Here is a 12,251-nt window from a genome sequence, read left to right on the forward strand (position 1 = left end):
CTTTTTTGTTTTACATAAAAATGGTATGCTAAAAGAAAAGGGGGAATTTTTTTGTCTTATTCTATAAAGATCGATCAATCAATTGCCTATTTTACAATTAATCGTCCTAGCATGCGAAATGCGGTAAATTATGATGTCATGGAGGGGCTTGAATTCTTTCTAGATAAAATCGAAGATGACCCTGAAATTTCTTTCGCTGTCATAACAGGAGAAGGCGACTTGGCATTCTGTTCTGGTGGAGATCTAAGCGATTTTCACGGTTTTTTAAGCGCGGAGGATGCGTTTCCGATGCTTAGCAGGGGGGCAAGTATTTTATATCGTATCGCCACATTACCGATGCCTACAATAGCGCTTGTAAATGGGGCAGCTGTTGGTGGCGGTTGTGAACTGGCAACGGCTTGCGATTATCGATTGGTTGCATCACATGCAAGAGCTGGATTCATTCAAGGTACTTTGGCCATCACGGCTGGTTGGGGCGGAGCTACATTATTATTCGAGAAAAACGGCCCACATGACCGTTTGCTTCAGTTCACAAGCGGTGCTAGCATTCATTCACCTGAACACCTATTAGAGCTTGGCTGGGCGACTGAAGTGTATGAGGGGGATGCACAAGCAGCCCTTGATCAATTTCTAGCCCCTCAGCTTAAAGTACATCGAAATGTACACCGTGCGTATAAATCTATCGCCACTAGGAAGTGGGAGGCTAATGGGCTTGAACATGCCATGCAGGAAGAAGCCCGCATCTGTTCCATTCTTTGGGAAAGTGACGCGCATCATGAAGCTGTCCAAAACTTTTTAAAAAAAAGTAAGTAAACTTTCAGTCCCGACAGGCATACACTATCGGGACTGCTTAAAATGTACTTGAAAACGGTTTCATAAATAAGATACACTATCTATAAAGAAGTTGTTTGCAGCAAGCGTTTGCATTCGGAATGTGAGGAGTGATTGTATGCAAGAGGTAAAAGCAACTATGGCAGGTACGATATTTCAGATTGAAGTAAAAGAAGGAGATCTTGTGACGAAGGGACAAGTTGTCGTCATTTTGGAATCCATGAAGATGGAGATTCCGCTAGAAGCTGAAGTGGATGGAACGGTAAGTAAGATCCACGGTGCTGAAGGTGATTTCGTAGATGAAGATGAAGTGTTAGTTTCCATACAATCGTAATGAAAGGAGGGAAGTTCCTTGACAAACGAATCAACAAAGACCACGTATAATGAAAAACTTCAAAAAACCAACGCCGATGTTATGGCGGGTGGTGCAGAAAAATATCATCAAAAATTGGAAGAACAGGGTAAGTTATTCGTCAGAGAACGGTTGCGCCTTTTATTTGATAACGGTAAGTATGCAGAGGACGGAAAATTTGCGAACTGTGAAGCGAAAGATTTACCTGCTGATGGAGTGGTTACAGCCACTGGGAAAATTAACGGTCAAACGGTTTGCGTTATGGCTAACGATTCTACAGTTAAAGCGGGTTCTTGGGGTGCAAGAACGGTAGAGAAGATTATCCGCATTCAAGAAACAGCTGAAAAGCTTCGTGTGCCATTACTATATTTAGTGGATTCTGCCGGTGCACGTATTACAGATCAGCTAGACATGTTCCCGAATCGTCGTGGAGCCGGTCGTATTTTCCATAATCAAGTACGTTTGTCGGGTGTCATCCCACAAGTATGTCTTTTATTCGGGCCCTCTGCGGCAGGCGGTGCCTATATTCCAGCGTTCTGTGATATTGTCATCATGGTAGAAGGCAATGCCTCGATGTATTTAGGTTCACCAAGAATGGCTGAAAAAGTTATAGGTGAGAAAGTGACGCTAGAAGAAATGGGTGGCGCACGCATGCATTGTACGGTAAGTGGATGTGGGGATGTGCTAGTAAAGACTGAAGAGCAAGCGATTGTAGAGGCGCGTAGGTATCTATCCTACTTCCCAGCGAACTTTGAAGAGCCTGTTAGAATAGCGGAACCCCGTGGGGTAAAGGAAGGCCGTTCATTGGAAGAAATCATTCCCGAAAATCAAAATGCACCTTTCGATATGCATGAGGCGATCGATCAATTAGTGGATAACGATAGCTTGTTCGAAATCAAGAAGTTGTTTGCGCGAGAAGTCATCACTACACTTGCACGTATTGACGGACGTCCTGTAGGAATTATTGCCAATCAGCCCAAAGTAAAGGGGGGCGTGCTGTTTGTGGACTCAGCGGATAAGGTAACGAAATTCATTACATTATGTGATGCTTTCTCTATTCCGTTGTTGTTCCTTGCAGATGTGCCAGGGTTTATGATTGGGACGAAAGTGGAACGACAAGGTATTATTCGTCATGGAGCCAAGCTAATTATGGCAATGAGTTCCGCCACTGTACCAAAAATTTCAGTTATTGTACGTAAAGCATACGGAGCGGGACTGTACGCGATGGCAGGTCCTGCGTTCGAGCCAGACGTCTGTATTGCGTTGCCGACTGCGCAAATCGCTGTAATGGGTCCTGAAGCTGCTGTCAATGCGGTATATTCGAATAAAATCGAAGCCATTGCGGACCCAAAAGAGCGTATTGCATTTATAAATAAGAAACAGCTAGACTATAAAGAAGAAATCGATGTCTATAAAATGGCTTCGGAACTGATCATTGATGAAATTGTTGCACCTCATAATCTACGGTCAGTGCTTGCTGAAAGATTCGAATATTATAAGACGAAAAAAATTGTGAATTCTTCGAGAAAACATCCTGTCTATCCTGTATAATAAAATGTACCAACAGAGACGCCTTCACTGGGTCTCTTTTTTAAGGAGGAAAACTATGCGATTTGTAGTGGTTGGAGCAGGATCTATTGGATTATTAATTGGTTCCTATTTAGCTCAACACCAGGCAAATGTCATCTTTTGGGTAAGGCGTGAAGAACAAGTAAAACACTTGCGTAATGGTCTAGTAAGAGAGCCAGAAAACTTTACATATGAAGTAGATTCAACCATACATATTAAAGAGTTGCCGTTAGACGCATTATGGATTATTGCTGTGAAGTATGATGCGTTACATGATGTATTATCCGAAATCAGCGCTCTACCTATACAACCTGATGTATTATTCATTCAAAATGGAATTGGGCATCTATCGCTGATTGAGCAGTATCCACTTGGACATGTGTCGTTCGCGACTGTCGAGCATGGTGCAAAGAGAATAGATGATCGGACAGTATCGCATAATGGTATTGGACCTATTAACATCGTGGAAAATGAAAAGATTGCTCCCACCATACAGTGGATGAAAGAAATAGATCCACATAACTTTCCCATTACTACGCAACGAAATGCAAAACAGTTATTATTCCGTAAAGTCCTCATAAATTGTGCGATCAACCCACTAACGGCATTATTGAAGATTAGGAATGGACAGTTGTTAGAAAACCCCTACTTCCATTTAGTATTCCGTCAGCTATGTGAAGAGTTGCTCAATAACTTTGAAGAGTATAGCGGTCTATTGAGTTATGAAGATATAGAAGGGGTATGCCGTAAAACAGCCGACAATCAATCTTCTATGCTTGTAGATAGAATAAAGGGCCGGAATATGGAAATTGAAACTATTTTAACGGCAGTGTTGAAAGAAATTAATCAAAAAGGCGGCAGTGCTCCCATTTTGCAAATGCTTGAGACTACACTGCTTGGAATAAACAGGAGTGAATGTGGCGGATGTTGACGAATATACTTGGAGCGTTATTATTGTTCCCTTTTATAATTTTAGTTGTATTAATCATCGTTGCAAAGAAAATAGGGTTACCTAAGAAGAAGAGGGTCGGATGGGCAGTAGACTGGACTACGCCTTTTATGATACTCACCGTTTTGATTTTGATTCGTGCGATTTGGGATGCTTGGCTTCCCATTTTGTTAATCGGGATTTTGTGTTTGGTTGCTATCGGGTTTGCAGTAATAGAACGTTCAAGGGAAAAAGAATTTCGGACGTCTTGGGTATTACGCAGAACGTGGAGAGCGTATTTTCTACTCTTAACGACAGCATACTTTATACTGTTCATTACAGGAATTACAGTGCAGATCATCCGCTACGTGAACTAATGAGTCCTCATAAGCGTATCTATTCAACCTAATCGGATGTGGTGATATACTGGCTGTAGTATGGTACAAAAAGGAGTTTGTGAGATGGACTTGGACACGATGGAGTTGCCGAAAAAGAATAAATTGATGGAAGCGTATCGTCACGATTCACAATTTTTCCATAATTTTTTTGAATATGAAATGACACCTATAGGATATGAAAAAAGAGCGGCAGAATTACAACGACGTTCTTTTCAAAGAGAACAGTTGGCCGCTACTGTAGAAAACTATATGAAGCCATTTGGAATATCAGACTTGGCTGCTCGATATATCCAAGAGCTTTCTGAAGATGCATTGGTAGTAATTGGTGGACAGCAAGCGGGGGTTTTGACAGGACCTTTATATTCCGTTCATAAAGCTATATCCGTGATTTTATTGGCACAAGAACAACGAAAAGAATTAGGCAAACCCGTAGTTCCTGTATTTTGGATTGCTGGGGAAGATCATGATATTAACGAAATCAATCATACATATACTGCGGAGGCAGGAAAAGCGATTAAGCGGCAGTTTAAACAGCCGACCATTTTAAAAACGATGGCTTCAGACACGCATTACGATCAAAAAGAAATGGCCATGTACATTAAGAAGATTTTTAAAAGCTATGGAGAGACATCTTATACGCAAAAATTGTTGCGTGATGTGCTACAAACCGTAGAACAACAACAGAATTTCACAGATTTCTTCACTTCATTGATGAATGACTTGTTTACTGCGCATGGATTACTATTTATGGACGCAGCTTATAAGCCGTTGCGTCAATTGGAATCACCTTATTTCTCACAGATGATTGAAAATACGGCAGCAATGGCGAAAAGCATTTACTGTGCAGAACAACAGCTTCACATATGTGGCTATGCAAAGCCCATTGAATCGGAGGAACAGGATGCCAATCTGTTTTATGTCCACGATACAGGCAGAGTACTACTCCGAAGGAAAGATGGTAAATTCATCAATGAACAAGTAGGAGTATCCTTTACAGAACAAGAATTGCATACTATTGCAAAAAATGAGCCGTGGTTGCTTAGTAACAACGTTGCCACTAGACCCATCATGCAAGATCTCGTATTTCCGGTATTGGCATTTGTAGGTGGACCTGGCGAAATAGCATATTGGTCTTTACTGAAAGAGGCATTTCATATCATGGGAATCAATATGCCGGTAGTCGTACCGAGGCTTTCAATTACTTTGGTCACTAGGCAAGTTCAGGAAGCGTTAAAGCTTACAGGTACTACAATGACTCAAGTAATGAATGACGAACTGCCGGAACTACTGGAAAAATGGCAAGAGCAACAGCGTGATGAGCAATTCGATCGTTTGTTGGCGGAAACGAAGAATCAATTACAACTGCAGTATGAACAATTGCAGTCACGTTTAGAAGCGACAGATCCGGGACTGTTACAATTGCTCGATAAAAACCTGCAATTCCATAATAGTCAGTTTGAATATTTACAGAGGAAAAAAGAGCAGTCGATTTTGCTTAAGAACCACGTGCAATACGAACGTTTTCACATTATTTCGGAACAGCTATTTCCGGAAGGCTCCCTGCAAGAGCGTCTCTACTCACCATACTTTTATATGAACCAGTTCGGTGAAGGGTTGATTGACGAGTTACTGAAACAACCTTATACGTGGAATGGATCACATCAGTTAGTCTTTTTATAAGAAACCACTCAAACCCGTCATTCGTTCTATGAATGGCGGGTTTCGTTTGCGTGTAAAAAATTGGTTGACCAATTTATTGTGGTAGGGATTGTCGTTTCTGAGGTGATGTCTTTCCAGAATGTCGCAAGGAATTGATCGTTTAAGTGATGCTCCTCTTATGTTTCGCTTTTTCCAGATGAACTGAATGTAAAATTGAACGTAGGTAAGTTTAAATGCAACGCAATCCCCCATACTAACTTCAATAAAAGATTTGTAGTCCACTCCACTTTCTCAGCAGACAGAAAGCAACTCTAACGACAGCTTCCACCCTTCGTACTCACTCGTAGACTTTCCATTACCTATTGAACATTCTCAAGGTGCTAACTTGAGAAAATTGCGAAAAAAGTAGTTTTTTCGGGATACGGAAGAGAATATAAAACAGAAAGAAGTACTATTGACACATTTTAAAAATTATGCGAGAAAAAATGGTGTAGTGGGTGGAGGAAAGTGGGGGGATGTGGTACATTATTTCATACAGTGGGGTGAATTATATGTTCATGGGTGAGTATCAGCATTCAATCGATATAAAAGGTCGACTGATCGTTCCTTCAAAATTTCGGGAGCGATTAGCAGAAGGCTTTATTTTAACCCGTGGACTGGATAATTGCTTGTTTGGATATCCACTGGATGAATGGCAAAAGCTTGAAGAAAAATTGAAAGCATTGCCGGTTACAAAAAGAGATGCACGTGCATTCACTCGTTTTTTCTTCTCAGGAGCAAGCGAAGCGAATCTCGATAAGCAGGGGAGAGTAAATATACCTGCAAACCTACTTGAATTCGCGAAGATTGAAAAGGACTGTATGATTATCGGCGTATCCAGCCGGATTGAAATCTGGTCTACAGAACTATGGGAAGCGTATTACGAGGAATCTGAAGAATCATTCAATGACATTGCAGAGAACCTTATTGATTTTGAATTTTGAAAGCAGGCGGAATAACAATGTTTAACCACACAACAGTATTACTGCATGAAGCCGTTGAAGGCTTACATGTAAAAGAAGATGGCATTTACGTGGATTGCACACTTGGTGGTGCAGGTCATAGTGAAGAAATTGTCAAACTTCTATCATCCGAAGGACAACTAATTTGCTTCGACCAAGATATGACAGCTATTGAAGCAGCACGAAAAAAACTATTGAACTATGATGCACAAGTACACTTCGTCCATGCAAACTTTAAAGACTTGAAAAGTGAATTAGCGAAATTGGGGATTTCTCATGTAGATGGGATTTTATATGACCTAGGAGTTTCATCTCCGCAATTGGATACACCGGAGCGAGGCTTCAGTTACCATCATGATGCACCGCTAGATATGCGTATGGATACATCTGCATCATTGACAGCTTTTGAAGTCGTCAATGAATGGTCTTATTCAGATTTGGTCAGAATATTCTTCCGCTATGGTGAAGAAAAGTTTTCGAAACAAATCGTTCGTAAAATTGAAGAAGCACGCGCTGATGCGCCTATACGTACAACAGGAGAACTGGCTGAGCTTATAAAAATGGGTATTCCGGCCGCTGCGAGAAGAACCGGAGGTCATCCCGCGAAACGTGTGTTCCAGGCTATACGAATTGCGGTAAATGATGAGTTGGGAGCAGCTGAACAATCTTTGACCGATGCACTCACGTTATTGCGTGAAAATGGTCGGATTAGCGTAATTACCTTCCATTCACTTGAAGACCGCTTATGTAAAAATATTTTCAAGGAAGCATCTTCCATGCCGGAGTTGCCGCCAAACTTACCAATTATACCTGAGGGCATGGATCCGGAATTCCGTCTCATTACACGAAAGCCAGTCATTCCTACAGATGAAGAAATCAAGCATAATAAACGTGCCAGATCAGCGAAATTACGAATTATAGAGAGAAATTAGAAAAGGGGAATAGAGCAATGGGACTAGAACAACGGAACCTTAATACGTCACTGACACCGGAGATAGAACAACATACAGACTCAAATCAGCCGCAGGTTGTCCGTCGTGTAAAAAAACGTTTTTCTAAAGGTGAAAAGATATTGTTTACTCTATTTGCGGCATTTACAATTGGATCTTCTTCAATGCTTTTACAGACACATTCAGATATAAACGCTGTAAATAAAGAAGTGCAGTTGATGAATTCCGAAATTGAAGATACTGCAAAACAGAATACTGAATTGTCCATTCAAGTAAGTGACAAATCCACGTACGAACGTATTTGGAAAAAAGCACAAGAGAGTGGTTTGAACCTTAACGAAAGTAACGTAAAGGTCGTACCGGGACGATGAAGAAGTTTCGCTTTCAATGGGGAGCCTTTCTAATGTTTGTAGTATTCGGAGGGCTCTTTTTCATATTATTCGGCAGAATCCTATTTATTCAAATGACGGGCCAAGTTGATGGTAAAGAGTTAGCGAAAATCGCCTCGAACCAATATGAAAAACATGCTGTCTTACAAGCAAGCCGCGGGGCAATTGTAGATCGAAACGATGTGCCGATTGCATCAGATACGTTAAGTTATCATGTAGTTGCTGTCCTCAATGAAGCGGCTAGTAAAAACAGCAAAAGAAAATATCATGTTGTTGATTATAGAGAGACGGCTAAAGTACTGGCTAAGTATTTACCTTTAAAAGAACGTGAAATTTACGATAAAATGAAAAATGCCAGAGAAGGCGCATGGCAAATTGAGTTTGGACATGCGGGTAAAGATCTGAACCGTGAAACGGTTTTGAAAATGAAGGAAGAACTCGATAGAAAAAAATTATCGGGTATTTTGTTTGTGGAAGGTAAAAAACGTTTCTATCCTAACGGTCGATTCGCATCTTACTTAGTGGGCTTTGCCCAAAAAGAAGAATTGGAAAACAACCAAACCGTCACCAAAGGGAAAATGGGGCTTGAGAAAACATATAATGAGCAACTAACTGGTATCGATGGAAAAGTAAATTATCAATCGGATGGTTGGGGATATTTATTGCCCACAGCTAGCAAACAAATTACAGAACCCAAAGATGGCCAGACGATTAAGCTTACTGTGGACAAGACGATCAGTAACTTTGTAGAAGAAGCGATGGATCAAGTAGAAGAGGAGTATTCTCCAAAGAAAATGATGGTTCTCGTATCTAATCCTAAAACCGGTGAAATCTTGGCAATGAGTCAGCGACCGACATTTAACCCGATGACGCGAGAGGGTCTGACGGAAAACTGGTTGAATGATGCAGTTGAACAGACGATTGAACCAGGTTCTCCTATGAAGATGTTCACATTGGCTGCTGCAGTAGAAGAAGGTAAATGGGCACCGGACGATTACTTCAAATCTGGATCTTATCGAATCTATGACCGGGTGATCAGAGATGTGAATGTAGACGGTTGGGGTACGATTACGTTTATGGAAGGTTTGCAACGCTCCTCTAACGTGGGAATGGCATACCTTCTGGAAAGAATCGGCGATCAGAAATTCATTGAATATGTTCATAAATTTGGTTTTGGTAAACAAACTGGAATTGATTTGCCGAATGAAGCGGCAGGTGTAGTGCTCGACAATTATCCGGCTGAACGACTAACGACTTCCTATGGGCAAGGTTCTACAGTTACACCATTACAAATGATACAGGCTGCTTCTGCTATTGCGAATAACGGTGTCATGATGAAACCATATGTAATTGACCAAATCATTGATCCGAATACACAAGAAGTGCTGGAAAATCATGAGCCTGAAGAAAGTGGCACACCGATTTCCGCAGCGACAGCCAAAGAAGTGCGTGAAATCCTTGCGACAACAGTGACTTCAGAAAATGGTACTGCACAAAAGTACCATCTTGAAAATTATGCAGTAGGTGGTAAAACGGGTACGGCGGAACTTCCAAGAACAGATGGAAAAGGGTATATGTCTGGCTACGGGAACTATTTATATTCGTTCCTTGGGATGGCACCGATTGATGATCCGCAGCTTCTGATTTATGTAACTGTTCAGCAACCTGAATTAAAAGCAGGTGAAACAGGGTCTGACCCTGTTTCAAAAGTGTTTAACCCGATTATGGAAAACAGCTTGAAATATTTGAACATTGCTCCTGATGATGAACAAGTGATTCCTGTGAAAAAAGTTGGGGATTATGAAAGTGAAGATGCGGAAACAGCGGCTTCTCTAGCCGTGGAAGATGGTTTCCAAACTGTGTTAATCGGAGAAGGTGGCAAAGTAACGAAACAAATACCAAAAGCCGACACGAAATTACCGGAGGGTTCAATTATTTTGTTGGAAACAAAAGGGGATACGACATTCCCAGACATGACAGGATGGTCCAAAAAAGCGGTGCTTTCATTTATGAACCTTTCGAAGTTAGACATACGAATCAACGGAGAAGGTTATGTTGTGGGACAAAGCGTAACAGAAGGAACAGTAGTAAACAAAAAAGATCCGATTGTTGTTGAACTTCGGACGCCTGAACAACAGTATAATAAAAAGAAAAGTAATGAAGATAAAGAACAGAATGAAGAAGTGCAAATCATGGGAGGCTAATGTATAGCGCATGATTTCACAGCATACCTTAATAGAAAAAAGGTAGTGAGTCATTGCGTTCATTTATTGATATGCAGTCAAAAAAACGTTTACGTGCAGTCTTCCTAGGTTTTCTTATCTGTCTATTACTTGTCATAGGAAAACTATTTCATGTCCAAATCGTCAAGCATGAATGGCTGACCGAAAAAGCAGAAGAGAATTGGGACATTGAAGTACCTTTTGGTGCCATGCGTGGAAATATTACGGACCGAAGCGGTAAGTTGATTGTTGGTAATAAACTAGCACCCACGCTGTATTTCATGCCAGCTCAAAATCCTGACATTTCTAGCGACATACCTGCAATTGCTAAAATCCTTAACATGCCGCCAGAAAAGTTGGAAGAAAAACTGAAGAAAAAAACCTATATGGTGAAATTAGCTCCGGAAGGAAAAAACATCACGAAGGAGCAGGGAGATGAAATTACTAAACTACAAGTAGCCGGCTTGTATGTAGGTGTAGATTTCGTCCGCCATTATCCATATGACGATCTGTTAGCACGTTTAATCGGTTTTACCGGCTATGATGGCAATGGCTTGGCGGGTATTGAGTATGCGTATGATGAAATCTTGAACGGAACAGGGGACAAAGTGCGCCTGTTCACTGATGCTAAAGGAATTGCATTGCCTCATGTCGAGGATAGTTTTGAACATGGAAAAAATGGATCCACCTTGGAACTGACGATCGATTTGAAGATGCACCAAATTGTGGAACGCGAACTGATCCAAGCGATGGAGAAGTATGATGCAGCACAGGCACTGGCTATCATAATGAATCCGAAAACGGGGGAATTATTGTCACTGGCCTCCGTACCTGGTTTTGATCCACGGGAATACCAATCAGCCGATTCCACTATCTATAACCGGAACTTGCCTGTATGGATGACGTACGAGCCAGGTTCCACATTCAAAATTCTTACGTTGGCAGCGAGTTTGGAAGAAGACGTCATCGATTTGGAGAATGAAAACTTTTATGACCCTGGTTATAAAGTCGTTGCAAACGCTAGATTACGGTGTTGGAAACGAGAAGGTCATAAAGATCAAACATTTTTACAAGTTGTAGAAAACTCATGCAACCCTGGTTTCATTACGATGGGTCAGCGACTCGGTAGTGAAAGATTAGATCGCTATATTCGTGAATTCGGTTTTGGTAGCTCGACAGAGTCAGGCATTGCTGGAGAATCGAAAGGTATTTTGTTTTCCAAAGAAGCATTTGGACCGGTAGAACAGGCAACCACTGCGTTCGGGCAAGGAATCTCAGTCACGCCCATCCAGCAAGTGCAAGCAGTTGCCGCAGCAATTAATGGCGGTAAACTCTATAAGCCCTATATCGTCAAATCGATAAAGGACTCTGAAGGCAAGACGTTAAAAGAATTCGAACCTGAATTAAAAAGACAAGTAATTAGCGAGGAGACATCAGCTAAAGTGCGGCATGCGCTTGAATCGGTTGTAGCAAATGGATCGGGGCGTAATGCATTTGCAGATGGACTTCGGATCGGTGGTAAAACAGGGACAGCACAGAAGGTAGAGAATGGTCGCTATAAGGATGGTGATTATATCGTCTCCTTCATTGGCTTTGCGCCTGCAGATGATCCAGAACTGCTCGTATATCTAGCTATTGATAGTCCAAAGAATTCCATTCAATTCGGAGGAGTCATCGCTGCACCAATTGTCGGACGGATCATTGAAGAAATTGCTCCAATTGCTAATATTGAAAGAAGAAAAGAACAGTTGGAAAAAGAATATCGATGGGGAGACGCGATCACATTCCGTTCACCCGATTTACTTGGAATGAATGAAAAAGAATTACTGTCACAAAATTACACGTTCAAAGTGAAGTGGCATGGAAAAGGCAAGAAAGTCATTCGACAGTTGCCTGCTCCTCATACTTTGATGACCGTGGAAGACACGATTCATTTGTACACAGAATAAGCA

11 protein-coding genes are annotated in these 12,251 nt (G+C 41.4%); all 11 read left to right on the forward strand.

The window, feature by feature from the left end; all coding sequences use genetic code 11:
- The first annotated feature begins 51 nt into the window (after window positions 1-51).
- The 11 genes from CSV63_RS00545 (at window position 52) to CSV63_RS00595 (ending at window position 12,248) form a co-directional block, all read left to right on the forward strand.
- Window positions 52-813, forward strand: a complete 762-nt coding sequence (locus CSV63_RS00545; RefSeq protein ID WP_099694079.1) for an enoyl-CoA hydratase/isomerase family protein — start codon at window positions 52-54, stop codon at window positions 811-813.
- Between the two features lie 136 nt (window positions 814-949).
- The gene (locus tag CSV63_RS00550) at window positions 950-1,165 is read left to right on the forward strand and encodes an acetyl-CoA carboxylase biotin carboxyl carrier protein subunit (protein ID WP_099694080.1); all 216 of its coding nucleotides are present in this window, start codon (window positions 950-952) and stop codon (window positions 1,163-1,165) included.
- An 81-nt stretch (window positions 1,166-1,246) separates the two neighbouring features.
- Window positions 1,247-2,734 carry an acyl-CoA carboxylase subunit beta gene (locus CSV63_RS00555; RefSeq protein WP_099694622.1) on the forward strand — a complete coding sequence of 496 codons (1,488 nt, stop codon included), beginning with the start codon at window positions 1,247-1,249 and terminating at the stop codon, window positions 2,732-2,734.
- Between the two features lie 55 nt (window positions 2,735-2,789).
- Window positions 2,790-3,683 carry a ketopantoate reductase family protein gene (locus tag CSV63_RS00560; RefSeq protein WP_158233876.1) on the forward strand — a complete coding sequence of 298 codons (894 nt, stop codon included), beginning with the start codon at window positions 2,790-2,792 and terminating at the stop codon, window positions 3,681-3,683.
- Window positions 3,677-4,057 (forward strand): DUF3397 domain-containing protein, encoded by a 381-nt coding sequence (locus CSV63_RS00565; RefSeq protein ID WP_158233877.1) that lies wholly within the window; start codon window positions 3,677-3,679, stop codon window positions 4,055-4,057. The genes CSV63_RS00560 and CSV63_RS00565 overlap by 7 nt, the downstream gene beginning before the upstream one ends.
- 84 nt (window positions 4,058-4,141) lie before the next feature.
- A complete protein-coding gene (bshC, locus tag CSV63_RS00570; RefSeq protein WP_158233878.1) occupies window positions 4,142-5,758 on the forward strand; it encodes a bacillithiol biosynthesis cysteine-adding enzyme BshC in 1,617 nt (538 codons plus the stop codon).
- Window positions 5,759-6,288: 530 nt separating this feature from the next.
- On the forward strand, window positions 6,289-6,720 hold the full coding sequence (gene mraZ / locus CSV63_RS00575) for a division/cell wall cluster transcriptional repressor MraZ (RefSeq protein ID WP_099694623.1): 432 nt from the start codon (window positions 6,289-6,291) through the stop codon (window positions 6,718-6,720).
- Between the two features lie 17 nt (window positions 6,721-6,737).
- A complete protein-coding gene (gene rsmH / locus CSV63_RS00580) occupies window positions 6,738-7,670 on the forward strand; it encodes a 16S rRNA (cytosine(1402)-N(4))-methyltransferase RsmH (RefSeq protein ID WP_099694084.1) in 933 nt (310 codons plus the stop codon).
- 17 nt (window positions 7,671-7,687) lie between these two features.
- Complete coding sequence (gene ftsL, locus CSV63_RS00585; protein WP_099694085.1) at window positions 7,688-8,059, forward strand: cell division protein FtsL; 372 nt, start codon at window positions 7,688-7,690, stop codon at window positions 8,057-8,059.
- Between the two features lie 32 nt (window positions 8,060-8,091).
- Window positions 8,092-10,281 carry a penicillin-binding protein gene (locus tag CSV63_RS00590; protein ID WP_233191923.1) on the forward strand — a complete coding sequence of 730 codons (2,190 nt, stop codon included), beginning with the start codon at window positions 8,092-8,094 and terminating at the stop codon, window positions 10,279-10,281.
- A 71-nt stretch (window positions 10,282-10,352) separates the two neighbouring features.
- Window positions 10,353-12,248, forward strand: a complete 1,896-nt coding sequence (locus CSV63_RS00595) for a penicillin-binding transpeptidase domain-containing protein (protein ID WP_099694624.1) — start codon at window positions 10,353-10,355, stop codon at window positions 12,246-12,248.
- Window positions 12,249-12,251: the final 3 nt, after the last annotated feature.

This window comes from Sporosarcina sp. P34 (genome assembly GCF_002743375.1).
GTDB lineage: Bacteria > Bacillota > Bacilli > Bacillales_A > Planococcaceae > Sporosarcina.

Bases quoted from the DNA above. Each gene is read 5' to 3' on its own strand.
- CSV63_RS00550 (WP_099694080.1), top strand. From the start codon at position 950: ATGCAAGAGGTAAAAGCAACTATGGCAGGTACGATATTTCAGATTGAA.
- CSV63_RS00555 (WP_099694622.1), top strand. From the start codon at position 1,247: ATGGCGGGTGGTGCAGAAAAATATCATCAAAAATTGGAAGAACAGGGT.
- CSV63_RS00560 (WP_158233876.1), top strand. From the start codon at position 2,790: ATGCGATTTGTAGTGGTTGGAGCAGGATCTATTGGATTATTAATTGGT.
- CSV63_RS00565 (WP_158233877.1), top strand. From the start codon at position 3,677: ATGTTGACGAATATACTTGGAGCGTTATTATTGTTCCCTTTTATAATT.
- bshC (WP_158233878.1), top strand. From the start codon at position 4,142: ATGGACTTGGACACGATGGAGTTGCCGAAAAAGAATAAATTGATGGAA.
- mraZ (WP_099694623.1), top strand. From the start codon at position 6,289: ATGTTCATGGGTGAGTATCAGCATTCAATCGATATAAAAGGTCGACTG.
- rsmH (WP_099694084.1), top strand. From the start codon at position 6,738: ATGTTTAACCACACAACAGTATTACTGCATGAAGCCGTTGAAGGCTTA.
- ftsL (WP_099694085.1), top strand. From the start codon at position 7,688: ATGGGACTAGAACAACGGAACCTTAATACGTCACTGACACCGGAGATA.
- CSV63_RS00590 (WP_233191923.1), top strand. From the start codon at position 8,092: ATGTTTGTAGTATTCGGAGGGCTCTTTTTCATATTATTCGGCAGAATC.
- CSV63_RS00595 (WP_099694624.1), top strand. From the start codon at position 10,353: ATGCAGTCAAAAAAACGTTTACGTGCAGTCTTCCTAGGTTTTCTTATC.